The organism is Sphingomonas sp. P3_C6, from assembly GCF_056402595.1.
Genome location: NZ_JBFUHB010000011.1, coordinates 41,322 through 68,248 on the forward strand (window position 1 = coordinate 41,322; position 26,927 = coordinate 68,248).

24 protein-coding genes are annotated in these 26,927 nt (G+C 66.3%); 13 read left to right on the forward strand and 11 right to left on the reverse strand.

Annotated elements, in window-relative coordinates; all coding sequences use genetic code 11:
- Nucleotides 1–34: 34 nt before the first annotated feature.
- On the forward strand, nucleotides 35–643 hold the full coding sequence (locus AC1DT7_RS12575) for a TetR/AcrR family transcriptional regulator (RefSeq protein WP_478036292.1): 609 nt from the start codon (nucleotides 35–37) through the stop codon (nucleotides 641–643).
- A 182-nt stretch (nucleotides 644–825) separates the two neighbouring features.
- Here AC1DT7_RS12575 and AC1DT7_RS12580 read toward each other — a convergent pair whose 3' ends face one another.
- The 3 genes from AC1DT7_RS12580 to AC1DT7_RS12590 form a co-directional block, all read right to left on the reverse strand.
- Complete coding sequence (locus AC1DT7_RS12580; protein WP_478036293.1) at nucleotides 826–3,069, reverse strand: transferrin receptor-like dimerization domain-containing protein; 2,244 nt, start codon at nucleotides 3,067–3,069, stop codon at nucleotides 826–828.
- 188 nt (nucleotides 3,070–3,257) lie between these two features.
- The gene (locus tag AC1DT7_RS12585) at nucleotides 3,258–4,505 is read right to left on the reverse strand and encodes a mandelate racemase/muconate lactonizing enzyme family protein (protein ID WP_478036294.1); all 1,248 of its coding nucleotides are present in this window, start codon (nucleotides 4,503–4,505) and stop codon (nucleotides 3,258–3,260) included.
- 26 nt (nucleotides 4,506–4,531) lie between these two features.
- Complete coding sequence (locus tag AC1DT7_RS12590; protein ID WP_478036295.1) at nucleotides 4,532–5,527, reverse strand: RraA family protein; 996 nt, start codon at nucleotides 5,525–5,527, stop codon at nucleotides 4,532–4,534.
- Nucleotides 5,528–5,695: 168 nt separating this feature from the next.
- Between AC1DT7_RS12590 and AC1DT7_RS12595 the strand changes: the two genes are divergently transcribed.
- Nucleotides 5,696–6,448, forward strand: a complete 753-nt coding sequence (locus AC1DT7_RS12595) for an NUDIX hydrolase (RefSeq protein ID WP_478036296.1) — start codon at nucleotides 5,696–5,698, stop codon at nucleotides 6,446–6,448.
- Between the two features lie 13 nt (nucleotides 6,449–6,461).
- Entirely contained in the window at nucleotides 6,462–7,187 is a 726-nt protein-coding gene (locus AC1DT7_RS12600; protein ID WP_478036297.1) for an extensin-like domain-containing protein, read from the forward strand.
- A 47-nt stretch (nucleotides 7,188–7,234) separates the two neighbouring features.
- Here the strand turns inward: AC1DT7_RS12600 and AC1DT7_RS12605 are convergent, their stop codons facing one another.
- The 4 genes from AC1DT7_RS12605 to AC1DT7_RS12620 all read right to left on the reverse strand — a co-directional run bounded on the left by AC1DT7_RS12605 (nucleotide 7,235) and on the right by AC1DT7_RS12620 (nucleotide 10,253).
- Nucleotides 7,235–7,786, reverse strand: coding sequence for a hypothetical protein (locus AC1DT7_RS12605; protein WP_478036298.1), 552 nt, complete (start codon nucleotides 7,784–7,786; stop codon nucleotides 7,235–7,237).
- 278 nt (nucleotides 7,787–8,064) lie between these two features.
- Nucleotides 8,065–8,373 (reverse strand): hypothetical protein, encoded by a 309-nt coding sequence (locus AC1DT7_RS12610; protein ID WP_478036299.1) that lies wholly within the window; start codon nucleotides 8,371–8,373, stop codon nucleotides 8,065–8,067.
- 88 nt (nucleotides 8,374–8,461) lie between these two features.
- On the reverse strand, nucleotides 8,462–9,244 hold the full coding sequence (locus AC1DT7_RS12615) for a transglutaminase-like domain-containing protein (RefSeq protein ID WP_478036300.1): 783 nt from the start codon (nucleotides 9,242–9,244) through the stop codon (nucleotides 8,462–8,464).
- Nucleotides 9,245–9,518: 274 nt separating this feature from the next.
- Entirely contained in the window at nucleotides 9,519–10,253 is a 735-nt protein-coding gene (locus AC1DT7_RS12620; protein WP_478036301.1) for a Bax inhibitor-1/YccA family protein, read from the reverse strand.
- A 169-nt stretch (nucleotides 10,254–10,422) separates the two neighbouring features.
- Between AC1DT7_RS12620 and thpR the strand changes: the two genes are divergently transcribed.
- The 3 genes from thpR (at nucleotide 10,423) to AC1DT7_RS12635 (ending at nucleotide 13,456) form a co-directional block, all read left to right on the forward strand.
- Nucleotides 10,423–10,974, forward strand: a complete 552-nt coding sequence (thpR, locus tag AC1DT7_RS12625) for an RNA 2',3'-cyclic phosphodiesterase (RefSeq protein WP_478036302.1) — start codon at nucleotides 10,423–10,425, stop codon at nucleotides 10,972–10,974.
- 2 nt (nucleotides 10,975–10,976) lie between these two features.
- Nucleotides 10,977–11,822: a DUF2306 domain-containing protein gene (locus AC1DT7_RS12630; protein ID WP_478036303.1), complete on the forward strand. Its 846-nt coding sequence runs from the start codon at nucleotides 10,977–10,979 to the stop codon at nucleotides 11,820–11,822.
- 74 nt (nucleotides 11,823–11,896) lie between these two features.
- Entirely contained in the window at nucleotides 11,897–13,456 is a 1,560-nt protein-coding gene (locus AC1DT7_RS12635; RefSeq protein ID WP_478036304.1) for an MFS transporter, read from the forward strand.
- 143 nt (nucleotides 13,457–13,599) lie between these two features.
- Here AC1DT7_RS12635 and AC1DT7_RS12640 read toward each other — a convergent pair whose 3' ends face one another.
- The 3 genes from AC1DT7_RS12640 to AC1DT7_RS12650 form a co-directional block, all read right to left on the reverse strand.
- Nucleotides 13,600–14,136: a superoxide dismutase family protein gene (locus tag AC1DT7_RS12640; RefSeq protein ID WP_478036305.1), complete on the reverse strand. Its 537-nt coding sequence runs from the start codon at nucleotides 14,134–14,136 to the stop codon at nucleotides 13,600–13,602.
- A 107-nt stretch (nucleotides 14,137–14,243) separates the two neighbouring features.
- Nucleotides 14,244–16,805, reverse strand: a complete 2,562-nt coding sequence (locus AC1DT7_RS12645; protein WP_478036306.1) for a TonB-dependent receptor — start codon at nucleotides 16,803–16,805, stop codon at nucleotides 14,244–14,246.
- A 128-nt stretch (nucleotides 16,806–16,933) separates the two neighbouring features.
- Nucleotides 16,934–19,309: an HAD family hydrolase gene (locus AC1DT7_RS12650; RefSeq protein ID WP_478036307.1), complete on the reverse strand. Its 2,376-nt coding sequence runs from the start codon at nucleotides 19,307–19,309 to the stop codon at nucleotides 16,934–16,936.
- Between the two features lie 135 nt (nucleotides 19,310–19,444).
- Here AC1DT7_RS12650 and AC1DT7_RS12655 point away from each other — a divergent pair, with 135 nt between their 5' ends.
- The 5 genes from AC1DT7_RS12655 (at nucleotide 19,445) to AC1DT7_RS12675 (ending at nucleotide 22,787) form a co-directional block, all read left to right on the forward strand.
- Nucleotides 19,445–20,209 (forward strand): energy transducer TonB, encoded by a 765-nt coding sequence (locus AC1DT7_RS12655; protein ID WP_478036308.1) that lies wholly within the window; start codon nucleotides 19,445–19,447, stop codon nucleotides 20,207–20,209.
- 104 nt (nucleotides 20,210–20,313) lie between these two features.
- On the forward strand, nucleotides 20,314–21,831 hold the full coding sequence (locus tag AC1DT7_RS12660; protein ID WP_478036391.1) for a L,D-transpeptidase family protein: 1,518 nt from the start codon (nucleotides 20,314–20,316) through the stop codon (nucleotides 21,829–21,831).
- A 2-nt stretch (nucleotides 21,832–21,833) separates the two neighbouring features.
- Nucleotides 21,834–22,136: a hypothetical protein gene (locus AC1DT7_RS12665; protein WP_478036309.1), complete on the forward strand. Its 303-nt coding sequence runs from the start codon at nucleotides 21,834–21,836 to the stop codon at nucleotides 22,134–22,136.
- 160 nt (nucleotides 22,137–22,296) lie between these two features.
- Entirely contained in the window at nucleotides 22,297–22,497 is a 201-nt protein-coding gene (locus AC1DT7_RS12670) for a hypothetical protein (protein WP_478036310.1), read from the forward strand.
- Between the two features lie 23 nt (nucleotides 22,498–22,520).
- Nucleotides 22,521–22,787 (forward strand): DUF1294 domain-containing protein, encoded by a 267-nt coding sequence (locus tag AC1DT7_RS12675; protein WP_478036393.1) that lies wholly within the window; start codon nucleotides 22,521–22,523, stop codon nucleotides 22,785–22,787.
- Nucleotides 22,788–22,799: 12 nt separating this feature from the next.
- Here AC1DT7_RS12675 and AC1DT7_RS12680 read toward each other — a convergent pair whose 3' ends face one another.
- Complete coding sequence (locus AC1DT7_RS12680) at nucleotides 22,800–23,054, reverse strand: hypothetical protein (RefSeq protein ID WP_478036311.1); 255 nt, start codon at nucleotides 23,052–23,054, stop codon at nucleotides 22,800–22,802.
- Between the two features lie 255 nt (nucleotides 23,055–23,309).
- Here AC1DT7_RS12680 and AC1DT7_RS12685 point away from each other — a divergent pair, with 255 nt between their 5' ends.
- Nucleotides 23,310–23,924 carry a hypothetical protein gene (locus tag AC1DT7_RS12685; protein WP_478036312.1) on the forward strand — a complete coding sequence of 205 codons (615 nt, stop codon included), beginning with the start codon at nucleotides 23,310–23,312 and terminating at the stop codon, nucleotides 23,922–23,924.
- Between the two features lie 304 nt (nucleotides 23,925–24,228).
- On the forward strand, nucleotides 24,229–26,913 hold the full coding sequence (acnA, locus tag AC1DT7_RS12690; protein ID WP_478036313.1) for an aconitate hydratase AcnA: 2,685 nt from the start codon (nucleotides 24,229–24,231) through the stop codon (nucleotides 26,911–26,913).
- Nucleotides 26,914–26,927 lie beyond the last annotated feature (14 nt).

Sequence of the window (26,927 nt, forward strand, 5' to 3'; positions counted from 1 at the left end):
AGACACTGTTCAATTTTAACCCTATTCCGCCTCCATGGGACGCAGATCGGATCATTCGCGCGGACAGCTTGAGGAATTGATACTCGCCGAGGGTCATGCCCTGATGGCTGAGGCGGGCTATGCCCGCTTCTCCGCGCGCGAGGTGGCGAAGCGGATCGGCTATTCGATCGGTACGATCTACAATGTGTTCGGCAGCCTCGACGCACTGCTGCTCGCGATCAACAGCCGCACCTTCGTGCTCTGGGCCGAATGGCTGCGCGAGAAGCTCGCGGTGGCGGGCGATGACCGCATCGCGGCGTTGGTCGCCGGCTATTTCGACTTCGCCGAGCGCAACCCCAATCTGTGGATGGCGATCTACGACCACCGCCAGCCACGGGGGACGGAGATGCCCGAAGGCTATCGCCGGCTGCGCAGCGGCCTGACCGGCATCGTCGAGCGGGAGATCGCATTGGTGCTGCCCGAAGGCCGGCGCAGCGAGGCCCCTGCCCTCGCCCGCTCCCTCGTCGCGCTGGTCCATGGCCATTGCCAATTCGCCCTCAACGGCACCTTTGCCCTGCTGGGCGAGGAGCAACCCCAGGCGGCTGCGTTGGCGCGGGTGCGCGAGGCGCTGGCTGCTGCGGGCGCGACAACCGCCCGGACCTGAGCGAACCCACCCCTTTCGTCACCCCGGACTTGTTCCGGGGTCCATGGTTCCGCAAACGCAACGACGCCGGCGCTTGCGGGACAGGGAGGCCGGAACATTCCCGGCATGACGACTCGATGGGATGGCGGACCGAGTCCCGTTCGTTTCGAACGAAGACGGGAGGTCACTTACCTCCCGCTATTCTATTTCCCCTCGACCGTCGCCTTCGCTGCGTCCAGCCGGGCGGCATAGGCCTCGAGCACCTTGGCCGTGCGCCCGGCATAGACATTGGCGTCGTCGAAGCGCCGCTCCTCGATTGCCTCGCGCACGCCCGGTAGTGTCTTCGCGCCGTACCCGGTGAAGCGGCCCGGCGCGTAGATCATGTGCTTGTACCAGGGCCGCCCGGGCAGGCCGCGCTCGTCGAGCAGGAGTTGGTCGACGTCGCGAAGCTGGCCGTTCAGCTTCACCCGACGCGTCCGGTCGAGCGTCGCGCCCCTGTCGGCATAGGCGCTGTCATAGGCAGCGGCCGCCGCCTTGAGATGGTCGACCGCATCTTCCAGCGCCGCCAACTCGATATGCGGCGTCTTCGCCTCGGCCCCCACCGCAGCGACCGGCTTGAGCGGGTCGCTCGCCAGGCGGAAGGCGCCATCCGTCATCAGCTTCTCGCGCTTGCGATCCTCCGTGCGGCGATCCTCCGCTAGCTTCTTCACCTCGGTCAGATAGGTCGACACGGTGTCGGCGAAATCGCCGAAACGCTGCGGCGGCGTGTCGGAATCGGCCACGCGCAGCACCAGTCGCCCGACCGTCTTTGACAATGCAGCGCCGTACTTCAGGCCCGGATCGTCGAAGGTCGTGAAGTGATGATAGCTGTCATAGACCGAGTGGTAGACGCCCCCACTTTCTTCCTCGCCGCCGAACCCGATATTGATCGCCGGCAGGCCGAGATGCTGCAGATAAGCGGAATAATCCGATCCCGATCCGAGCGCGCCGATCGGCAGGTCGCCGCCTTTCTCCGCCGCCGCCAGCGCCGCTTCATCGACCCTGCCGGTCTTGTCATAGGCGCGCACGCGTATCTCCGCCCGAGCCCGCTCCGCGACACTGACGCCGGTCTGCGGATCGGTCACGTCAGCGGCCACCGAACTTACGAGATGCTGGAAATCATGGCTGCCCTCGGCGCCCAGGAAACCGCGCCCGTTGCCGTCGGTGTTGATGTAGAGCACCGCCTTGGCCTTGAGCTCGGCCGCATGGGTCTCGGCCCATTCGGTCGACCCGAGCAGCATCGGCTCCTCGGCGTCCCAGCTTGCATAGACGATGGTGCGTTTCGGTCGCCAGCCCTGCTTCCACAATCCGCCCAGCGCCTTCGCTTCGGACAGCATGGCGACATTGCCCGACAGCGGATCGGACGCGCCGAACACCCAGCCGTCATGATGGTTTCCGCGCACCACCCATTGATCGGGATAGTCGGAACCCTTCAGCGTCGCGATCACGTCATAGATGGTCTTGAGCGACCATTCGGATTTGACCGCCAGATGCACCTTCACCCCGCCGTCGCCGCCGGTGTGATAGGCAATCGGCAGGCCACCCTGCGCTCCATTCGGCACCAGTGGCCCGCCAAGGCGCGACAGCAGCTTGCTCGCATCGCCATAGGACATGGGCAGGACCGGGATCTTGAGGATCGTCGCCGCGTCCTTGCGGTCGATCCGCTTCGCGCCGGCCGTGGCGCCGATGCCGGGGGTCAGCGGATCGCCCGGATAGACCGTCATGTCGGCGACAGACCCGCGCTGAACGCCGAAATCGGGCCGGGCGCCACCCTTGGGATAGACGTCGCCATCGCCATAGCCGTCCTGCTGCGGATCGGAATAGATGATGCAGCCGATCGCGCCATGTTCCTGCGCAAGCTTCGGCTTCAGGCCGCGCCAGCCACCGCCATAGCGCGCGATGGCGATCTTGCCCTTCACGTCCACGCCGCGCCGCTCGAGCGCCTTGTAATCCTCGGGCAGGCCGTAATTCACATAGACCAGATCGCCGGTGACATCGCCGTCCCCCTGGAAGGCGACATAGGGCGGCAGCGCGCCCGCAAGATTGGCGGAGGTATCGTCGCCCGGCACCGCCGGCTCCTGCCCGCCGAGCACGATCTTCTCCGGCGCGACCAGCTCGACGGTGGTCGAGATCGGGGTGGGATAGAGTACCTGGAATGTCTCGATCTTCGCGTCCCAGCCCCATTCCTTGAACTTCGCCAGGATGAACTCGGCATTGGCCTTGTCGTGCGGCGATCCGACATGGTTCGGCGCGGAGGACATGGTCTTGAGCCAGTCCATCTGGTCCTGCGAACTCACGCCCGCATCGAACGCGGCCTCGTTCGCCTTCTGGTCGCCGGGCGCCGCCAGCCCCGCCTGCGCCAGCACCAGGGCGCACGCGCCCGCCATCAGAAATCCGAGCTTCGCCATCTTCTGAGTCCCCTGCGACCTGTGTGATCGCAGCATGCCACCGGCGCAGACGGATGCAATGGGAGGGCGCGAGAAAGCAGTGGGCGTTGCCGCCAACAGCCGGCGTCTCGCCCTTTGTGCTCCCGCGAAGGCAGGAGCCCAGTCTGGGTTCCCGCCCCCGCGGGAACACAATAAGCGGAACAGGCGCGTTACAGCGGCTTGAACTCCGGATCGGTGCGGGACTTCAGCACCTCGTCCTTCACCGAAATACCGATCCCGGGCTCGGTCGACACCGGCAGATAACCGTCGATCAGCGTTACCGGGTCACACAGTTCGGTATATGCCTTGTTCTCGTAATAGGTGAATTCCTGGATGAGGAAGTTGGGAATCGTCGTGCAGACCTGCGCGAACGCCATGGTCGCAAAGGGTGACGCCACGCCGTGCGGCGCGACCGGGATGTTATAGGTCTCCGCCATCGCCGCGATCTTGCGCGTCTCCATCAGCCCACCCGCCTTGGCCATGTCCGGCTGGATGATGCTCAGCGCCTGCTTCTCGAGATAGGGGCGAAAGCCATAGCGCCCATAGACATTTTCGCCCGCCGCCAGCGGCACGCGGGTATTGTCGCGGATGCGCACCATCGCATCGACATTGTCGCTCGGCACCGGTTCCTCGACGAAGAAGGGCCTGAATTTCTCGATCAGGTTGCAGATCTGGATGCCTGTCTCGACATCGTAGCGCGAATGCAGCTCGACCCCGATATCGTAATCGGGCCCGAGCGCATCGCGAAAGCCGCCGACGAATTTCTCGACATCGGTGAGCTGCGCCGTGGTCAGATGCTGCCCCCAGAGCCGATCGGGGTTCATGCCCTTGCCGACCAGCCACGCGTCGGGCGTGTAGTCGGTACCGATCTTCAGCGCCCGCACCTTGGTAGCCGCGACGATGCGCTTCGCATCCGCCGGGTCGTTGGCATGGAGATAGACCGGGATCCGCTCGCGCAGCCGCCCGCCCATCAACTGGCTGATCGGCACGCCCATCGCCTTGCCGGCCAGATCCCACAGCGCCATCTCGACGCCGCTCATCGCGGCATAATAGGGTCCGCCCGTGCCGCGGATGAACAGGGGTGACGGCGCACCGGCGAAATTGCCGCGCCGCCAGCCCCACAGGTCGTTCATGATCGCCTCGATCGCCAGCGGATCGCGGCCCGCCAGCAACGGGTTGAAGTTGTTATTGACGATATATTCGGCGCCGACCGTGTCGAGGAATTCGCCGGTGCCGGTCAGCCCTTCCTCGGTATAGACGCGGACGAACCGGCTGTTGAACCCGTTCTTCAGCCGGACCGCGCGGATCTCCCTGATCTTCAGCCTGGGCGGCCGCGTCGCCGCCCCCGCCTTCGCCGCGAACAGAAAAGCGCCATACAGCGCCGCCGCCTGCCCGAGCATCGACCGTCGGTTGATCATGGGATTATCCGCGCGGGAGGAAAGGGTCAGCCCTCGTAGGGAATGCCCTTGGCCTTGTTGGTCAGCATCTCCTGGATGACTTCCTTCTTGACCGGCAGATTGTCCTGATTGGCCTTGAGCCACGCGGTGAAATCATTCTCGATCGCGTCGGTCCATTTGGTGTCGATCTGCCCGGCGCTGTACGTCCCCTCGGCCAGGCGCTTATGGCCAAACGTATCGCGAAGCCGCGTGATCTCGGATTGCTTGACCACCTTCTCGGCAAGCTGGGGCGGGATGAACACCACGCCGCCGTCGCGACCGAGCACCACATCGCCCGGCATCACCGTCGCCATGCCGATCCGGGTCGGCCCGTTGATGCCGACCATGGTCGAGTTGAGCCGCGCGCCCGTCGCCATCGCACCGAAATGATGCGACGGATCATAGGAGCGGACGAAGGAGGTGAAGTTCGGAAGCTCCTTCAGCCCCTCGATATCACGCACCGCGCCGTCATAGACGATGCCGTTGCCGCTGCGGGCATAGATCGCGTTGCCGACATTGTCGCCGATCGACGGACCATCCTTCTTCAGGCCGAAATGATCGGCGACATAGACGTCGCCCTTCTGCAGCATGTCGACCGGCCAGGCGTTCATTGCCCCCTTGCGCTGGTCCTGCTTGCCCTGCGCCTCGATCACCTTCTGGATGTCCGGACGGCCCGGCATCCACTGCGCGGTCAGGGCGCGGCCCACCAGCACCTTGTCCGGAAAGATCGAGAGCCAGCCGTCCTCATAGGCATAATTATAGCCCGCACCGCGCAGCGTCGCCCAGGCTTCCTCGAGCGTCACCGCCTTCATGCGATCGATGATGTCATCGGAAACCTTGGGGCGTCCGTCGGGGAAGCGCTCCCCCTTCCACTCGGGGGTGTAGGAGATCACCTGCTCGCGGGAAAAGAAACCGTCCCTGGCCAGGGCGGGCGTCGCGGCGGCGACGATCAGGCAGCTTGCAAGGATACCCGTCCGGGCGGCGGACAGCAGGCGCGATCGCATTATCTTCTCCCCTATTCATCTCGCGCGACCCTCCCGGAGTCGTCGCTTGCCTGTTCCTAGAACGAGACGCGGCAGGTTCCAATCATATTGTATATGATATTGCTGGAGACGGTACCGCGTCGGACGGTCGGGAATGACAAGCGGACGCCCCCGGCCTACATCGGGACAATGCCCGACGCGCAGAACGCCATCCCCGCCGCCACGCTCGTCCTTTTTCGCGAAGGCGCGGGCGCGCCCGAACTGCTGATGGTGGAGCGGTCGAAGGCGATGGTGTTCGCCGGTGGCGCGCTGGTGTTTCCGGGCGGACGGGTCGATCCCGGCGACCGCGCCCTGGCGCTGACCTTTCCCGGCGAGCCGGAGGATATGGCCGCGCGCATCGCCGCCATCCGCGAGACGGTCGAGGAAGTCGGGGTCCCGATCGGACTGACTCCCGTGCCGGACGGCAAGGCACTCTCCGCCCTGCGCGCCGCGCTGCACGCCGGTGTCTCGTTCGGCGAGGCGCTGCACGACGCGGGGCTCACACTCGATCCCACGCTCGTGCCGTTCGCGCGCTGGCTGCCGGCGCATGCGCATATGCGGATCTTCGACACGCGTTTCTATCTCGCGCGCATGCCGGACGGCCTGTCCCAACCGGTGGTCGACGATACCGAGAATGTCCGCGTCTTCTGGGCGACCGCGCAAAGCGTGCTCGACGATGCCGATGCCGGGCATGTGCGGATCATTTTCCCCACGCGCCGCAATCTCGAACGGCTCGCCCGTTTCGCCAGCTTCGACGAGGCGGCGGCCGACGCCGCGCGCTACCCGATCCGCCCCGTCACGCCCTGGGAAGACGAGATCGACGGCGTACCGCATCTGCGCATTCCCGACGACCTTGGCTATCCCGTCACGTTCGAGCCGATCACCAGCGCGATGCGGGGCTGAGGGAACGCGACCGATGCAGGGCGTAAAACGGCTGGTCGGCGGCATGACGATCGCCGCGATCGTGCTGGCGCTGGGCCTGGTATTGTTCGCGGCCGTGCGCGGCCGACCGCAGGACCTGCCCTGGACGCCGCTCGATCTTGGCCAGCCGATCGGCATGATGACCGGCCGCAAGCTCGCCGGCCTGACCCATGATTTTCCCAAATGCCGTGCGCTGCTCGACAAGGCGGGCGTGCGGTACACCGCGCTGGCGGCGGTAAAGGCCGGCCCGCAATGCGGCTATGCCGACGGCGTCCGCCTCGCCCCCGGCGGATCGCGCCGAACGCCCTATGCGCCCGCCGACATCGGCACCTCCTGCCCGGTCGCCGCGGCGCTTTCGGTGTGGGAATGGAATGTGGTGCAACCCGCCGCGCGCCGCCTGCTCGGCAGCCCGGTCGCCTCGATCGAGCATTTCGGCAGCTACAATTGCCGCCGCATCGCGGGGCGCGATAACTGGAGCGAACACGCCACCGCCGACGCGATCGACATCGCCGGTTTCCGGCTGGCAAACGGCAAACGCATTACCGTGGCGGCCGACTGGAAGGGCAACGGCCCGGAAGCGACCTTCCTGCACGAGGTGCGCAACGGCGCGTGCCGTGTGTTCGCGACGACGCTGTCACCCGACTATAATGCAGCCCACCGGGATCATCTGCATCTCGACCAGGCCGAGCGGGGAGAGTTTGGCTGGCGAGCGTGTCGTTAAATAAACAGGGGTTCCTTCTCCCCTGGAGGGGAGACTTAAGGTGAGTCTCAGTGCGGCAGCGCGGTCGCTTCCACCTTCTCCACCCATTTCGGGAAGAAGGCCGGCTGGCGGTTCGACCAGCCCGATGCGGTCGCGGCTGCTTCGCTGATCGACTGGAGCAGCTTGCGCCGCAGGTCCGGATGCAGATGCGGCAGCGCCGCCGCCGAGCAGAAAGCGGCCGGCAGCCAGGGCCGCACCTCGGCACCGATCAGCCGTTCGTAAAGGAAGCGATAGGCGGAAAAAGTGGTCAGCCGTCCCTGCCCCAGGTCGAATGCGGTCACTGTCATCAGCGGTGCCAGGAACGGCTCCACCGAATCCAGCCCGCTATCGTCGGGGATGATCGCCCGGATATCGGGGAGGCGGACATACAGGCGGGCCTGGGCGCGGATGCTGGCGGCCTCCACGACATCGCGCGACCAGCGGCTCATCGCGTCGTCGCGGTCGAGACCGATGTCGAGCGAGCGCCGGATATAGCGCTGCGTCGAGGAGCTGAAGCCCGCAAATTCCTTCATTTCGGCCAGCGTCATCGCGCCATTCGCCGGTTTCATCTTGGCAGTCATGTCGTCACCCCACCCCGCAATCGTGGAACCGGTGCCGATGATGCGCCAGGATGGTTAACAGGGTCCTTAACGCGCCGTCGTCCGGCATTCAGCATCGAATCATAGTTCCTGCTGCGATGCAACAAAGGTTGCGACGAACGGTGCGCCATATGACGAAAAGCGCGGGGAAGTGCGGTAGTTGCGCAACATAAAAAGAATGCCGCCCCTTCCCGCAGCTGCAGGAAGGGGCGGCACCTATGCGTGGTATTCCTCAGCGGCGCAGGCGCGGTCGGCGGGTCTCAACCCGCCTTTTCTGCCTTCAGCCGTGCTTCCGCCTCGGCATCATAACCCGACGAAGAAGGCGGCTGGTGGTTGTGCACCGGCTGAGTCGAGGATGGCGGGTCCGATGCGTCCATCGATTCGTCCAGCGCCGCGTCGAGGCGTGCTTCCTTGCTCTCCGGATTGCGTTCGAGACGGGCGGCGATCGATGCGTCCTGCCCCGCGTCCTGGCGCGGGTGATGGATCGCCTGATTCTCCTCTGGGTCGCCCGGCGTCACGTCCTGGCGGTCAGGCGTCTTTTGATCGATTATCTTCTGGTCCTCGGTCATCGCCACTCTCCTGGGCTGTTACGAGGGTAGAACGAGCGACTCAGGCGAAGCGTTCCTGCGCGCGAGCAGCGTTGACGAGAGAAAGGGGTCAGCCGTCGACCCGGCGCACCGAAACCGTCTGCTGGTTCATCGTCGCCCGACCGAACACGGTCATGAACGCAATGTCGGTCGCATCCCGCCCGACCGCGACGCGCGCGATATCGCCGCATGAGGCCATGCCCGTCGCGTCGACCAGATGCCAGCCCCCCGCCAGCCACAGCTCGGCCACGGCATGAAAATCGGGCGGATCGACGCCGGGCGCATAGGCCGAGACACAGCGTGCCGGAATGCCGCCCGCCCGCGCCAGCGAGACGAGCAGATGGGCATAGTCGCGGCACACGCCGCGACGGTCGGCAAAGGTCATCAGCGCGGTGGTCACGCCGCTGCTGGTGCCCGATGCATAGATGAGGTTCTCGCGCACCCAGGCGCTCATCGCGGCGGCGAGCATACCGCCTTCGAGACCGGCGAACTGCTGCTCGACAAACCCCTCGAACTTGTCCGACTCGCAATAGCGGCTGGGCAGCAGATAGGCGACCGTCTCGGCCGGCAACATCCGCGCCGGGGTGGCAGGCAGCGCCGCCAGATCGACCGAGGCGCGCGCAATCGTCACCTCGGCCTGATATTCGACGCGAAAATTGCCATTGCCCCGCGCCCAGGTCCGCTGGCCGATCCCTTCCTCGCCGGGGACGGCGCGCAGCGGATCGTTGCTGTAGACACGCATGTCCTGCCGCTCGAGTCGCTGATCGGCCATCGCTGCCGCCTCGACCAGCAACAGGATGTCGGCAGCGTCCTCGATCCAATAGTCGAGCATCACGTCGATCGCGAGGCGCATGGTGGTTCCTGTCGTCTGTCCGCCTGCGGCCGCCGCAAACGCATCGTGCGGTCTATCCTCTTCGTCACCCCGGACTTGTTCCGGGGTCCACCGTTCCGCAAACGCGACGGATATTGGGTTTGCGGAGCGGTGGATGCCGGAACAAGTCCGGCATGACGACGGAATGTGAGCCCACCTGCCTTCTACAGCGGTTTCATTGGGGAGATAGGTGAATACAAAAAAGGCCCGGCAGGTTTCCCCACCGGGCCTTTCGGCTGAGCGTTTAAACCGCGTTCTAGTTCCGGTTGCCGAACAGACGCAGGATGAACAGGAACATGTTGATGAAGTCGAGGTACAGGTTCAGCGCCGACATGATCACGACATGCTGCTCGGCACCGGTGCCGGCAACCTGGGCGTACATGCTCTTGGTGCGCTGCGTGTCATAGGCGGTGAGGCCCGCGAACAGCAGCACGCCGACGATGCTGATCACCAGTGCGAACGGGCCGGACTGGAAGAACAGGTTCAGCAGGCTCGCCACGATCAGGCCGACCAGGCCCATGATCAGGAAGGTGCCGAACGCCGACAGGTCACGCTTGGTGGTGTAGCCATAGAGGCTGAGACCGCCGAACGCAGCCGCCGTCGCGAAGAACGACTGGGCGATCGAGGTGCCGGTATAGGCGAGGAAGATGGTCGAGAGCGACAGGCCCATCGCCACCGCAAAGCCCCAGAACATCGCCTGGAGCGTGCCTGCGGACATCCGCCCGCCACCGAAGCTCATGCCGAACACGAAGCCGAGCGGCGCAAGGGTGATGATCCACTTCAGGATGCCCGGGCCGCCGAACACCTGGGCGGCCATGCCGCTGGCGGCAAAGCCCATCGCGACGATGCCCGTCAGCAGGATGCCCGAGAACATGTAATTATAGACCGACAGCATGTAGCGGCGCAGACCCGCGTCAAACGCCTCGGTGCGTGCGCCCGATGCCGTCGCGAAACGTGCCGCGCCAGATTGGGGGTCGGACCAGTTAGCCATTTCCAAAAAGCTCCTTTGACCCGGCATCATGCCGGATACGTGGAATATCGCCCTTATGAGGTGGGTTTTCAAGATAATCCGGAGGGTGTGCTCAAGAGGCCAGCAACACTTTATTACAATTGGTGCCCTGGCGGATGACAATCATCCCCAACCCGGTAAAACCAACCTCATGCACCGCCTGTTCGTCGCCCTGCGCCCGCCCCCGGCGGTTCGTGCCGCTCTTTCCGCGACGATGGACGGCGTGCCTCAGGCGCGCTGGCAGGATGACGACCAGCTCCATCTGACCGTCCGCTATATCGGCGAGGTCGATCGGCGCATGGCGGAGGACATCGTGCTCGCGCTCGGCCAGGTCAATGCCGCCCCGATCGAGGTGGCGCTCTCCGGCGTCGGTGCGTTCGACAAGAAGGGCCGCGTCGACGCGCTCTGGGCGGGCGCGACCCCGCATGATGCGCTCGCCGCGCTTCACCGCAAGATCGACCATGCGCTGGTCCGCCTCGGCCTGCCGCCGGAGGGCCGCGCCTATCTGCCGCACATCACCCTCGCCCGCATCAGTCGCGGCGCCGGCTTCGGGCCGGAGATCGAGCGCTGGCAGGGACTCCATGCCGGCCTGTCCAGCCCGCCCTTCACGATCGAGCACATGACCCTGTTCGAAAGCCATCTCGGCGGCGAAGCGGCGCGCTACGAGGTGGTCGAGCGCTGGCGGCTCGGTTCCGGTTCCTGACCATGGCGACCATCATCGAAACCGGCGACGCCCGGGTCGGACCGGACATTTGGGGCGACGCCGTGCTGCGCTGGTCGGCCCGCCTGCTCGTCGCGGTGAGCTGGGTCAGCGCCGCCCTGTTCGGTCTGTATATTCTCGCGCATTATGGCGGGGCGGTCCGCTTCGGCACGCCCGAGCGCTGGAACGAGACGCTGCCGCGACTCTACGAAGCCGCCACACCGCTCACCACCATGGCGATCGGCGCGCATTTCGCGACCGGCGGCATCCTGTTGCTGCTCGGTCCGGTCCAGCTGATCGGCGCCCTGCGCCGCAGCGTGCCCGCGCTGCATCGCTGGCTGGGCCGCCTCTATGTGCTGTCGGCCGGGGTCGCCGGCATCGGCGGGCTCGCCTTCATCCTGGGCAAGGGCACCGTGGGCGGCACGCCGATGAACCTCGGCTTCGGCCTTTACGGCATGCTGATGGTGCTCGCCGCCGCCCAGACCTATCGCCATGCCCGGGCCCGCCGCATCGAGGCGCATCGCGGCTGGGCGATCAGGCTGTTCGCGCTCGCCATCGGCTCCTGGCTGTACCGGATGGAATATGGCTTCTGGTTCCTGGTCGCAGGTCGGGCCGGCCATGCCGGCGACTTCAGCGGCTGGTTCGACATGGTCATGGCGTTCTTCTTCTATCTCCCCAACCTCGCCGTCGCTGAGGCGTTCATCCGTGCGCGCCGCACGCCGCGCCCGGCCGCACGCAACGCGGCCTCGCTCGCCCTGCTGGGTGCGACCGCCTTCCTTGTCCTCGCCACCTGGGTGTTTGCCCATGATTTCTGGCTGCCGGGCATCAGCACCGGACTCGGCGGTACCTGACCATCTTCTTCATTGGCCTGCTTTACGGGCCGCCTTCCTCTGCTAGCATCGCCGAAAATAGCGAGAGGATGGAGATGGCCACGATACCGACAGGCACCCCGGCGCGAACGCCGGCCTATGCCTGGTACGTCCTCGGCATCCTGTTCCTGGTCTATATCCTGAACTTCGTCGACCGGCAGATCATCTCGATCCTCGCCGAGGACATCAAGCGCGACCTCGGGCTGAAGGACGAGGATCTCGGCTTCCTCTACGGCACGGCGTTCGGCGTGTTCTACTCGCTGTTCGGCATCCCGCTCGGCCGCCTGGCCGACAACTGGAACCGGGTGCGGCTGATGACCATCGGCCTTGCGCTCTGGTCGGCCATGACCGCCTTTTCCGGCTTCGCCCGCAACGGCGCGATGCTGACGGCGGCGCGTATCGGCGTCGGCGTGGGCGAGGCGACGGCCAGCCCCTCGGCCTATTCGCTGATCTCCGACTATTTCCCCAAACGCCTGCGCGCCACCGCGCTCGCGATCTATTCGTCCGGCCTGTATGTCGGCGGCGGGCTGTCGCTCGGCATCGGCGGGCTGATCGTGCAACGCTGGAACAAGGCCTGGCCCGAAGGCGGGCCGCTCGGCCTGCATGGCTGGCAGGCGGCGTTCCTGATCGTCGGCATTCCCGGCCTGATGGTGGCCCTGTGGATCGCCACCCTGCGCGAGCCGAAACGCGGCGCCTCGGAAGGGCTACCCGAACCGGCGCCCCACCCCGCCCCGTTCCGCGAATTCCTGCAGGAGCTCGTCACCATCCTGCCGCCGCTGACCCTGATCGGCGCGGCCCGCGGCGGTGCCCGGGCTCTCGTCACCAACCTGATCGGCCTCGCCGTGATCGTCGGCTGCGTCGTCGGACTCGTCTCGGTCGGCGAGCCCTGGCCGCAATGGGTGGCGATCGGCATCGGCGTCTATGCCGTCTTTTCCTGGGCCTCGGCACTCAAGCGGCGCGATCCGCCGACCTTCCGCCTGATCGTGGGCAACCCCGCCTTTCTCTGCGTCGTGGTGGCCTATGGCCTCAACGCCTTCCTTTCTTATGCGGTCAGCTTCTGGGCAGCGCCGCACGCGCTGCGCGACCTTGCGGCCTCCCCGGCGACGGCTGGCCTGCTGATCGGCGGCGGCGGCGCGGCAGGCGGCTTCATCGGCGTGACGATGGGCGGCATCGTCGCCGACCGGCTGCGGCGCAGCTTCGCCAATGGCCGGGTGATGGTGATCATCTTCGGCGCCGTCGCCCCGGTGCCGGCGATATGGGTCGCCTTCACCACCCATGACCTGTGGCTCTATTATGCGATGCTGCCGGTCGCGCAGATCCTGGCGGCGTCGGCGCTCGGCGCATCTGCCGCGACCATGCAGGATCTGGTGCTGCCGCGGATGCGCGGCACGGCGACGGGGACCTTCTTCATCGGCACGACGCTGCTCGGGCTGGCGATGGGCCCCTACCTGGCCGGCCGCGTCTCGACGCTGAGCGGGAGCCTGTCGGTCGGGGTGCTGTCGTTGCTAGTGACGGTGCCGATCACCCTGGCCGCCGCTATTGCGGCGTATCGCCTCGTACCAAAGGCCGAGGCCAGCCGCGAGACCTGGGCAAGGGAAGCCGGAGAGACGATCTAAAAACCCTCTCCCCTTGTGGTAGAGGGAGGGGCCCGCTGCCGAAGGCAGTGGGAGGGTGAGGGGGACACTCGCAAGTGTTCCGAGCCTCACTCCCCCTCATCCGGCCCTGCGGGCCACCTTCTCCCACGGGGGGAGAAGGGAATTTACCCAGCAGCGAAAACCCCGCACGCGATCCGACCGCCGCTGTTACCCGACGGATCGGTCATCAGATCATCCGCCGCCGCATGCACCACGATCGCGGATCCATCGGCATCGAGCAGCCCGGCCATCGTCGCGCCCGGAATGGTGATGCCGAGCGTCCCGCGCCCATCGGTGCCGATGATGAGGTTCGGCAGGTCGCCCTCATGCGGCCCGGCCGGGTTCATCGATCCATGCTTCATCGATGTCGGGTTCCAGTGCCCGCCGGCGCTGGCGAAATCGGGTGGCGTGCAGGCACCGGTCATATGGACATGCGCCCCGTGCGTGCCGGCCGGAAGGCCCTTCGCATCGATCGTGAAGCGCAGGCCGCCCGCCACTTCATGTGCGGTCGCCCGGCCGGCATCGGCGCCCGTGACAGTGCGCAGGCTCGCGATCGCGGTTGCGCCATTGGCAAGCGGCGCGCCGACCTCGGTGCCATGCTTGTCGCAAGCCGAAAGCCCCAGCACCAGCAGTGCCGCTGTCCCTACCGTCACGATGCGCATATCTCTTCTCCCGTTGGCGTCCCCGTCCGTCCAACCGCTACGGTCCGGGGTAGTTCCGCACAACCGCATAGTTGCCTGCCGCCCCAGTGCCCTCCCCCGGGCCCGCCTCAGCGCCCGCCGCTGCGCACCGTCAGCGACAGGCCATAGAAGCGCGGCTCGCCGCCGATGAAGGTCGGCAGGCCAAGCCCGTCGCCGGTATTTCCGGCATCCTTGATGTATTTGCGGTCGAACAGGTTCGTCACGAACGCCTCGACCCGCCAGATGCCGTTGGCCGATTCGACGCCGAACCGGGCATCGACCAGCGCATAGCCCTTCTGGAATTCGTCCTGCACCAGATCGGGGATCAGGTTCCCGGTCTGCAGCGCCGGCTTGTCGTTGTCGTCGTCGAAGAAGATGCTCGACTGGTACGTCACGCTCGGCGTGAAATCGATCTTCACCGGGCCGACCGGCTGCTTGAAGGTGAAGCCGGCCGAGGCGGCATGGTCGGGCGACAGGCGGAACTGGTTGTCCTTGCGCGCGCCCTCGCTGAAGCGGCCATGGTTATAGGCATAGGTCGCGAACAGCGTCAGCGCCTCGGACGGCACGTAGCGGAACTGCCCCTCGAAACCATAGGACCGCGCCTTGCCGGCATTGGTCAGGATGAACTGCGTGCCGACCTGCTCGGTCGACTGGAAGTTGTTGTAATTGTACAGATAGATCGACCCGTCGGCGAACAGCTTGCGGTCGGCCAGCGCGGTCTTCACGCCGACCTCATAGCTGTCGACCGTCTCTGACGGCAGGACCTTGAAGTTCGGCGTGGCAAAAGGAGCGCTCGGGGCCGAGACGCTCAGAACCTCGGGGCGGCGACCCCGGGCATAGGTCGCATAGAAGCTGGCGTCGCTGCTCGCCTCGTAACGCGCCGTGGCACGCCAGGTCAGGCCCTCGTCCTTCAGGCCCTGGTCGAAACGCGTGCCGTTGCCGACGGTCGGCTGGAGCCCGATGCCGAAAAAGGGCACTGCGCTGGCAGGCAGCGTGTTGAGCACGGCCCCCGGCAGCGCGAGTGCGCCGAGCAACTGGGTGCGCTGTGCGACCGGCAAGCCGAGCGCGCCGATGAAACCGCCCAGGATCGACCGGCCATTGACCACCGAAGCGGTAATGCCGGTCGTCTTGTCGTCATGGCTGTACCGTATGCCGCCACCGATATCGAACCGGTCGGTGACATGGATGGTCGCGTCGGCAAACACATCGATGCTGTTGGTGCGGGCGTAGTTGGTCGACGTCTCGAGATGGTTCGCCTTGAGGTTCTTCGCGATGCCGGTCGCGGTCGCCGCGTCGAGCGCGAAGCCACTTGCCCCCGCGACGCCGCGCAGCAGCTGCGCGGTGAAGGCAGGGTTGCTCAACACGCTCAGCGGCGCCGGGTCGGTCGCGGGCCGGCCGGGGATCAGCCCGCCGCCATTGAGCGCGTTCGCCACGCGCGCCAGGGCGACCCGCTCGTCGAACGAGGCAGGCGTGCGCTGCAGCCCGTCTTCATGGAAATAGGTGCCGCCAACAAACGCCGTCAGCCGCTCGCTGTCATAGCTCAGCCGCAGCGTGCCCATGCTCTGGTTGCCGCGCGCATCCTCGGCCGCGGTCAGCGCCGGCAGCGAGATACCGTCGGCATCGAATATCTCGAGCGCGTCGAACCGGCGATAGGAGCCCATCGCGTTGAGCGACCAGTGATCGTCGATCTTGTAGTCGGCGATGCCGGTCGCGCCCCACACCCTGCGGTTCAGCCCGAGCGGCGCGCCATTCTCGAAGCCCGGCTGCGGCGCCAGCGCCGCGCCCGAATTGCGCCCGCGATCACCGATCACCGCGCCCGTCACCGGATCGGTCGGGTTATAGGCGATCGACTTGAACGGCGTGCCGTTGGCGTGATCCTCCTGGTAATTGCCGATCAAATCGACGGTCAGGTTGCCCGGCGCCCAGCGCAGCGAGCCGCGAATCGCCTGGGTATCGACCGAGTTGAAATCCTGATCGTGGCCCGAACCCAACAGATTGTCGACGAAACCGTCACGCTTCTTCGAGCGGCCGGCAATACGGATCGCCAGCGTGTCGGTGATCGGCGCGTTGGCGGTCAGATCGACCTGATACGCGTGGAAATTGCCGTAGCTCGCATGGAAATAGCCATATTGCTCGCTCGGGTCGGCCTTGGCCTGGACGATGTTGACCGCCCCGATCAGCGCGCCGCGACCATAAAGCGTCGATTGCGGCCCCTTCGCCACCTCGACCCGCTCCAGATCGAACAGCTCGACATAGGATCCGCGCGACTTGGAGATGGAGACGCCGTCCTGAAAGACCGAGACGCGCGGCTCGTTGAACGCGCTGCCGCTGTCCGAGGTGATGCCGCGGATCACGAAGCCCGGATTGTTCGGCGACTGGTTCTGCACGACGAAGCCGGGCACGTAGCGCGACAGCTTCTCGAAATCGGTGATGCCCAGATCGTCGAGGAAGCGGCCGGAATAGGCGGTCAGCGCGATCGGCACGTCGCGCGCATTCTGGCTGCGAAGCTGCGCCGTCACGACGATCTCGCCCGCATCCGACGCGTCCTGCGACGCCGCAGCAGCCTCGGGCGCTGCCTGAGCATGAGCAGCAGATGCAAAAGCCAGCGCCGGCAGACAGGTAAGCGCGAGAATCGTCGAACGAATGGTCATGGAAAGCCCCTTATGTGTTTGAAGGGGCGGGTAAGCGGCAGCTGCGTCGCCTATGTTGCAGTGCAGTGACCGTTATGTTGCACCGCGAAAGAATTGCGATCTAGCGATCCGGTCTCGGCGGCGCGACTTTACGCCGCCCGGAGCGCCTCGGCAGCGGCCTCGCGCTGCACGATCGGCCGGAACACGACACTCAGCAGCATCAGGTCGTCGCCCGAGCCCGCCGGCGGCGGCATCAGGGTGAAGGCGCCGGGTGACTGGCAGCGGTACAGGCTGCCGCCCACCGCCTCCATCGCATCCGGGATGACCGTTGCCGGGATCGGCGCGTCAGCATCCGGGGTCGCTTCGGCGAAGTCGGCGACGCGGTGGAAGCTCATCTCCTCCAGCTCGACATAATCATAAAGCTGCCCCCAGCTTATCGCCGCCGAATAGGCCGACCGGCCGACCGGCACGCTGGCGGCATAATAGCCGTCATGGGTCGCCCACGCCTCGACCTCGATGATCGCCTGGCCGCGCTGGTCCATCAGGATCACGGGTAATTTGATCGGCTCGCCGTTGAAATCGGCGCCCTTGAAATCGAGCTGGAACCGGCTGGTGACGAGGAACGACAGGCTCAGCGGCAGCCCGTGGCGGCGGAACTCGCCGGGCAGGAACATGCGGTCGGCCGAGCCGGTGTAGAGCAGGCCGCGGCGGCGCAGATCGGCCCGCGACGCCACCGGATCGATCATCCTCACCTGCTGAGTGCTGCCGCAGTTGAAATCATGCTCGAACGCCTCGAACACGCCAAGCTCGGCATGCGAGGGCAGGAACAACAGCCGCCCCAGCAGCCCCGTCGCCGCGATCCGGCGCGCTTCGACGCCGTCGGCGCGCGAGATCGGGCCGGCACCGCGCCCGCTCCCGGCATAGGCGACGCACGCCGCCTGGACCGTATCGCGCGTCGCGCTCTGCAAGGTCTTGATGCTTTCCGTGGCGCGGACCGGCTCGCCATTCGCCTTATAGTCGACGACCGAGCCCTGTGCCCTGGTGCAAAGCTGCTCCAGCAACGAGATCGGCCCGCAGATTGCGTCGAGCACGCGGAAATCGCTGCTGCGCGTATCGAAATACCCTGCCTTGTCGAGGCCGCTCGGCGCCTCCTCGCGCAGCACCAGATAGCGGCCGGCGACATGCAGCCCCATGCGCTCGCGCAGCACCGGCTCGACCAGATTCTGCACCGATCCGTTATAACCGAGATCGGCGAACACCACGGCATCGCCCTGCGCCACGCCGGCGCGCTCGAGATGCGCGATCAGCCGCTCGGCGAAACGCGCCGATCGCGTGACGATCTTCGCGACATTCGATGGCTGCAGGACCGATCGGACAAAGGACCTCGCGCTTCCCGACAGGCCGGCCGGCGCGATCTTGGCGATCTCGTCGGCGTTGAACAGCAATTGCTTCGCGATCGAACGCGCTTCGGACCCCGGCGGCACGCGCGACAGATGCCGGCGGATCGCCGCCTCGTCGCAGAAGCTCGCCCGCATTGCGGCCATCCGGCTGATCTCCACCATCTGGCTGGCATCCTCGCCATATAGCGCGCCATGGACGCGCGCAGGCAGGTAACCGTCGCGCAGCAGGAACAGCAGATGTGTCTTGCGGCCAGTCGTCGCGGCCACCGCCGCGACCTCGTCCTGCAGCCAGTCGGCATAGGCGGCGAACAACGGCCCAAGCACGTCATGCCCCAGCGCAACCACGGGATCGTCGTCGGCCCGCAGCGACACTGCGGCGCGATGTGGCTGCCACGCCGGCAGGGAAGCGCGAATGCGCGGATCGAGCACCGCGGCCACCGCCGCCTCGAGACGGAGCCGGTGGCCGGCCTCCGCGTCGAACTGGACGAAATGCACCGCGGTGATACCCAGCGCGGCGGGCGCGGTCAGGTCCGCGGTGAGATTGTCGCCGATGTGCAGGATCTGCTCCGGCGCGCAACCCAGCGCTGCCAGCACCGGCTCGAACAGGCCCTGTGCCTTGCTCGCGCCATGCTCGGAAGAACAGAAGACATGGTCGATAAGGCTAAGGATATGCTCGCCAGCCGCCGCGCCGATCAGCGTTCGGAGTTGCGCCTCGGAAAGATAGGTATCGCTGACGATGACGACGCCCAGCCCGCGCGCCTTCGCATCCTCGATCAACGCCATCACCGGCGCAAAGCCGAAGCAATGCCGCGTCTCCGCCTCAAGCTCGGCCGCGGCGGACGCCGCCGCCGCGTCCGCGCAGGCCGGGTTGAAGCGCGCATGGATCATCTCGATCGAGATCTCGGTCCGCCCGGTATCGAGATGCGCCGCGCGCCGCGCCGCGGACTCCGCGCGCTGCCGCGGCTGGATCGCACCGCCGTCCAGAGTCAGGTCGACGAAAACATCGGCCGGCGCGTTGGTGTCGCGCCACAACAGCGTATCGAAACAGTCGAGCGACAGGTAGCGAAGCCCCGTCGGCGCGCGATCGAGCAAGGTCGGCAGTTCATGCGCACGCGCGGTGTTCATCGATATATCCGTCGCCGATAGGGTCAGCCGGATATCGCGAGCTTTGGTTAGCAAGCCGTTAACCCTATTGCCCGGCAAGCGTCGGTTCATCCCTTTTGCGGTCAGGATCGTTGTCCGGCCAGGAAACGGGCGATCATGAGCTATCGACAATCGAGCCCCAGGGACCGCGTCAGGGCCGCCCTCATCGCCGCGGCGCTGCAGGGCCTGCTGGTCTATGCACTCGTCGCGGGCCTCGCCGTGCATGGGTCGCGCCTGGTCGAAAGCCCGCTCACCCTGTTCGGCGTGCTCCCGCCCCCGGCACCGCCGCCGCCCGAGAAGATAACGCCCCATCCGATCCGCAGCACGAAGCCCGAAGGCGCCGCCTCGCCCGCCAATCTGCGGTCGAAGGCGACCGAGATCGTTGCACCCGTGCCGATCGTCCAGGTGACGGTGCCGCCCCCGATCGTCGCCGCGCTCAAGCCCGCGACCGGCACCCAGGCCTCGACCGGCGCGGCCGATGTGCCAGGACCCGGCACCGGCGCCGGCGGCGAGGGAGACGGTACGGGCAGCGGACGGGCGGGCAATGGCGACGGCGATGGCGGCGACGGGACGCCCCCGCGCCTGATCCGCGGCCGGCTCAAGGATTCGGACTATCCGCGCGCCGCGAAGGAGGCGCTCGTCTCTGGCACGGTCGCGGTGCGCTATGTCGTCGCGGTGAGCGGCCGGGTGACCGAATGCACCGTCACCACCTCGAGCGGCAGCCCCGAACTTGACGAGACGACCTGCCGCCTCATCCGGGAACGCTTCCGCTTCAAACCGTCAAAGGACGAGCGCGGCACGCCCGTCGACTCGATCATCGTGGAGAATCATAGCTGGCTGATCAACGACACACCGGAACCAACCCCCGCCCCCAGGCCTTGAGCACTAGGTGGCGGGCTGCACTGGAAATCCCTATTCTGTTCATCTCAGGGCGACTATCGGCGTGCCACATGCCTCGCACAAACGCCACGAACGACAGGAACATGATGGCTCATATATTCGGCAAGGGTGACAGGCACGGGCCTGCGCGGTGGTTGACGGCCTGTGCGATCGTCCCCGCGCTGCTGGCCGCCCCGGTTCAGGCCGGGCAGCAGGCGACCACGCCTCCGCCGGTCGTCCGCACCCTCCCGGCGCCCCCGGTGAAGCCGGCGACGCCGCAGCTCCCCATGCCGGCCCTCACCCCGGCCCAGGCCGATCAGCTCCGTGCCATGCTCGATGCCAATGCGACCGCGCAGGGCCTGCGGTCGGCGCCGGCGACCTCGCCCACCCGGCTCGACGGGAACGCGCTGGTCCGCGCCGTGCTCGACCACGCCCGCGCGGTCCATGCCGGCCGGCTCGACACCGCCGACTTCAACGCCGACTGGGGCCTTCGCCCGCCGCCCTACGATCCCGCACCCGGTTTCGCCGATGCCGTCCGCCGCGACCGGCTGTCGTCCTGGATCGCCAATCTCCCGCCCCCCTATGCGGGGTATGACGGGCTGCTGAAGGGCCTGGCCACCTACCGCGCGATCGAGACGGCTGGCGGCTGGCAGCCCGTTCCCGCTGGGCCCGATCTCACCCTCGGCGCCAAGGGGCCGCGCGTGCTCGCACTGCGCCAGCGGCTCGCGGTGGAGGACAAGGATGTGGTCGCCACCGGCGACAGCTTCGATGCCGAACTCCAGACAGCCGTTCAGCGCGCCCAGCGCCGCTACGGACTCAATCCGGCCGGCGTGGTGTCGACCCAGACCCTCGCCGCGCTCAACGTCCCGGCGATCGACCGCGTCCACCAGATCATGGCCAATCTGGAGCGCTGGCGCTGGCTGCCGCAGGAGCTTCCGCGCGACCGGATCCAGGTCAATATCGCCGCCGCCGTGCTCACCGTGTTCGACGGCGACACGCCGGTCATGTCGATGCGCGCGGTCACCGGCCGGCCGGGGGACGAGACGCCGATGCTGTCCTCGACCATCAACAGCATCGTCATCAACCCGCCCTGGAACGTGCCGACCTCGATCGCCACGAACGAGCTGTGGCCGAAGGAAAAGAAGAGCCCCGGCTATCTGAAGCGCAACGGCTTCAAGGTGATCGACGGCACCCGCCTGCAACAGGCGGCGGGCGACCAGAGCGCGCTCGGCCGGTTCAAGTTCGACTTCAACAACCGCTACGCCGTCTATCTCCACGACACCCCGTCGCGGGCGAAGTTCGCCAGCTTCAGCCGCCTTGCCAGCCATGGCTGCGTACGCCTGGAAAAGCCGGCCGAGCTGGCCGAACTGCTGCTGAAGGCCAATACCGACTGGCCCGCCGAGGCGATTGCCGCTCAGGTGGAAAAGGGCAAGACGCTGCGGGTACCCTTGACCAATCCGGTCGAGGTCTATTTGCTCTATTGGACCGCCTTTGCCAGCACCAGCGGCCAGATGAATTTCCGTGCCGATCCTTATGGCTGGGACAAGACCCTGGCCGCAAAGATCGAGGCGCGGTCGTCCGGCCGGCTGGTCCTTCCTGAACTCGAGGAGTTGACGAAATCATGAGAATGACCCGGGGTAAGATCGCCGCCACGGCCGCCGGATTGCTGGCGCTCACCGCGCTGGCCGGCTGCGAGAAATCGACGCCCGAGCCTGCCGCACCGGTCGAGAATATGGTCAATGAGGCCGAGCCGGTGAATACCGTCGCGCCGGTGGAAACACCCGTGCCCGAAACCACCAACCTGACCGTCGCCGAACCGCGCGACGCCCCGGTCGATCCCGACGCCCAGACGCTCGACGATGCCGACGCCACCGGCATGACCGCCCGCGTCCGCCGCGACGAAGCGGCGGCGAACGAAACGATACAGTAAGCCCTCACTTCGAAAGCCCCTCCCCGTTCGTGCTGAGCCTGTCGAAGCACTGTTCTTTCTTGCCGCGAGAAGAACGGCTCCTCGACAGGCTCAGGCGAAGGGACGATGGCATTCCAAACCCCATCGACAACCCGCCCGAACCGCGGTTATCGCCCCCGCGATGAGCATCATCGCAACCATCATGAACGCCACCACCGGCGCCCCCATCCAGAAAATGACCTTCGGCCGCATGCCGCGCCCCGGCGCCGGATTCGTCCTTACCTCGGGCGAGCGCGTCACCGCCCAGCGAGTCGATGTGGGCAAGCCGGCACCCGGCAAGTTCGTCGCCCCGATCGACGTCTGGGTCACGCCGAAGGACTGATCGTCCTCGTGCCCCACACCGCCATGACGCTGCCCATCCTGTGCGCGCTCCTGGCGATCAACGCCCTCACGATTCTCCGCTTCCGGCAGGACAAGGCCCGGGCGATCGCCGGCGCACGCCGCATCCCCGAGGCCAGCCTGCTCGGCCTTGCCCTGATCGGCGGCACGCCCGGCGCCTTCCTCGCCCGGCGCCTCTTCCGCCACAAGACCCGCAAGCAGCCCTTCTCGACCTGGCTGATCCTGATCGCCCTCGCCCAGGCCGGAGCGATCATGGGGGCGGTGATCGCCTGAGGGTCCCACGGCTCAGTCTTCGTGAAGCGCCCTGTAGGCCATACGCTCCCAGACATTCGCCGCATCGTGTGGGAAGCCACGCCGATTGCCATCGGCCAGCATCCGGTCGGTGGGTGTCCGGAGGATCGTCAGCATACGGATGGCGGCCTGGATATAACCGGCCCTATCGTCATCCGACATCTCGTCCCATTGGGTATCGGCGTCGATCGACGCAGCGCCCGACAGGCTGGCGTGAATTCCTTTCGCGATGCGCATCAGCATGGTCATGCCGCTCGTCCCTCTTCCCGATGTGCTCTCCTTTTTTCCGGCCCTATGTCCGTAGGCGAGAAAGACACCATGAAATGACCGGCCGCGCAATCGGGCAAAAGCGCGCCGCTATCGCACCGATGCAGACGGGGCGAGCCTTGCTGTCGATCCGTCATGGACAAGCTATTTTGTCGAGCGCGGCGTTTAGAAACAACTCGTTCTTCCCGTTCCACCGGCGCGATTCAACCTTGCGCCTCGCTGGCGCACGCTCCCACCATGGCCCGCCCCTCACGCTACCGATCCGACTATGCCCGCCAGGCGCGCATGCTCTGCCGCCTGGGCGGTACCTATGCGGATCTCGCCGAAAGCTTCTCGATCAGTCAGGCGACGCTGTATCGCTGGCTCGAACGCCATGCCGATTTCGCCGCTGCCGCCGCGCTCGGCAGCGCGCAGGCGGCCAGCCCGTTCAAGCCGTCGCTCTACAAACGCGCCACCGGCTATGAGTATATGGCGGAACGCATCTACGCGCCGCGCAAGGACGGAACACCGGTCGTCGCCTATTACAGGCGCCGGGTGCACGCCGACGCGAGGGCGGCGTTCCGCTGGCTGCGCGTGCGCCGTCCTGAGGAATGGTGCATCAACGTCCGGCGGCGTGCCCGGCTTGCCGAGACGATGGACGCGCTGGTCCGAGCACTATCGCTGATGGACAGGTCAAGTGCCGAGTCCTTCGTCGCGGGCATCCTGCGACCCGCACCTGACGCCAGCATCTATTCTCATAACCTATCCACATCGAATACTCGAAAATCGCGTTCGGATATTGCGCGATTACCTGAATCCCTACGACTCGATGGCAATTCTGCTCCACACTATTCGTATCGTGACTTCGCCTGAAAAGACGCGAGCGAAAAAATCCATGGTGACGTAGGGTCGCAGAAATCTTCCACGATTATGCCCTTTACTTGCCGGCGACCCGGAATCGGCCCGGCCTCGTCGCAACCGCCCGATCGCAAGCTCGGCGGACACGCCGCTACCGGTCCGGGAAAGCAAATCGCCCGGCCATCCCACCCTTCCCCAACCCGACCCCTCTTGCTAAGGCCCGCGCGACTCTTCGCATTCGCACAACCCGGAGCGCGCTCGCGCGGAACCTTCCGCCTCCCCGCCGCGCCCGGCCAGACAGGGAAGGAACCCGCCCCAGATGACCGCCATTGGCCAGGATACGCTCGGCGCCCGCAAGACGCTCAAGGTCGGCTCGAAGTCGTACGATTATTATTCGCTGGCCGATGCGGCCGCGAAATATGGCGACATCAGCCGCCTGCCCTTCTCGATGAAGGTGCTGCTGGAGAACATGCTCCGCTTCGAGGACGGCAAGACCGTCACCACCGACGACGTCAAGGCGATCATCGACTGGCAGCAGGAGCGCCGCTCGGACCGTGAGATCCAGTATCGCCCCGCGCGCGTGCTGATGCAGGATTTCACCGGCGTTCCCTGCGTGGTCGATCTGGCCGCGATGCGCGACGCCATCACCAAGCTCGGCGGCGACGCGGCGAAGATCAATCCGCTGGTCCCGGTCCATCTCGTCATCGATCACTCGGTGATGGTCGACGAGTTCGGCACGCCCAAGGCGTTCGAGGATAACGTCGATCTCGAATATAGCCGCAACTTCGAACGCTACGAGTTCCTGAAATGGGGCTCCAAGGCGCTCGACAATTTCCAGGTCGTCCCCCCCGGCACCGGCATCTGCCACCAGGTGAACCTCGAATATATCGGCCAGGGCGTCTGGTCCTCGGCGAGCTGGGGTGATCACGGCGACGGCGCGACGATCGCCTATCCGGATACGCTGGTCGGCACCGACAGCCACACCACCATGGTCAACGGCATGGGCGTGCTCGGCTGGGGCGTGGGCGGGATCGAGGCAGAGGCGGCGATGCTGGGCCAGCCCGTCTCGATGCTCATCCCCGAGGTCGTCGGCTTCAAGCTGACCGGCGCGATGAACGAGGGCATCACCGCCACCGATCTCGTGCTGACCGTCACCCAGATGCTCCGCGCCAAGGGCGTGGTCGGCCGCTTCGTCGAATTCTACGGTCCCGGCCTTGATTCGATGACGCTCGCCGACCGTGCTACCATCGCCAACATGGCGCCCGAATATGGCGCGACCTGCGGCTTCTTCCCGATCGACGCCAAGACGATCGACTATCTGAAGCTCACCGCCCGTCCCGACGACAATGTCGAGCTGGTCGAGGCATACTGCAAGGCACAGGGCATGTGGCACGACGCCGACAGCGTCGACCCGGTCTTCACCGACACGCTCGAGCTCGACATGAGCACCGTCCAGGCGAGCCTCGCCGGGCCGAAGCGCCCGCAGGACCGCGTCTCGCTCAACAAGGTCGACGAAGTGTTCAACGGCGACCTGTTCAAGGTCTATCACAAGGAACAGCCGGTCCGCGCCGCGGTCGAGGGTCGTCCCGACGATATCGGTGACGGCGACGTCGTCATCGCCGCGATCACCAGCTGCACCAACACCTCCAACCCCTCGGTGCTGGTCGCCGCAGGCCTCGTCGCCCGCAAGGCACGCGCGCTCGGCCTGACGTCCAAGCCCTGGGTGAAGACCTCGCTCGCCCCCGGCTCGCAGGTCGTCACCGACTATCTCAACAAGGCCGGCCTGACCGAGGATCTCAACGCCCTCGGCTTCAACCTGGTCGGCTATGGCTGCACCACCTGCATCGGCAATTCGGGGCCGCTCGCCAGCGAGCTGTCGACCGCGATCAACGAGAACGACATCGTCGCCGCCTCAGTGCTGTCGGGCAACCGCAACTTCGAGGGTCGCGTGTCGCCCGACGTGCGCGCCAACTTCCTCGCCTCGCCGCCGCTGGTCGTCGCCTATGCGATCAAGGGCACGGTGACCGAGGACATGGTCGAGACCCCGCTGGGCAAGGGTTCGAACGGCGAGGACGTATTCCTCAAGGACGTCTGGCCGACCAATGCCGAGATCGCCGAAGTGATGGCCGCGAACATCGACGACACCATGTTCCGCTCGCGCTACGGCAACGTCTATGCCGGCGACGAGAAATGGCGCGGCATCGAGGTCGAGGGTTCGGACACCTATACCTGGCGCGCCGGTTCGACCTATGTCGCCAACCCGCCCTATTTCGACGGCATGACCATGACGCCGGCGCCGGTGCAGGACATCATCGAGGCGCGCCCGCTCGCTATCCTCGGCGATTCGATCACCACCGACCACATCAGCCCTGCGGGCTCGATCAAGGCGGACAGCCCGGCCGGCACCTATCTGCAGGAACATCAGGTCAGTCGCGCCGACTTCAACAGCTATGGCGCGCGCCGCGGCAACCACGACGTGATGATGCGCGGCACCTTCGCCAATATCCGCATCAAGAACGAGATGGTGCCTGGCGTCGAAGGCGGCATGTCGAAGTACGACGGCGAGATCATGCCGATCTACGACGCCGCGATGCGCTTCAAGGCGGACGGCACGCCGCTCGTCGTCATCGCCGGCAAGGAATATGGCACCGGCTCGTCGCGTGACTGGGCGGCGAAGGGCACCAACCTGCTCGGCGTGCGTGCGGTCATCACCGAGAGCTTCGAGCGTATCCACCGCTCGAACCTGGTCGGCATGGGCGTTCTCCCGCTTCAGTTCGCCGAAGGCATTACGCGCCAGACGCTCGGCCTGGACGGTTCGGAAAGCTTCACCATCCAGCACGTCGCGGACATCCGCCCGCGCCAGGATGTCGAGGTGATCCTCACCCGTGCCGACGGCAAGACCGAAACCTTCATGACCCGCTGCCGTATCGACACGATCAACGAGCTGGAATATTTCCTCAACGGCGGCATCTTGCAGTATGTCCTGCGCAAGCTCGCTGCCTGAGGAAGTCGAAGGAA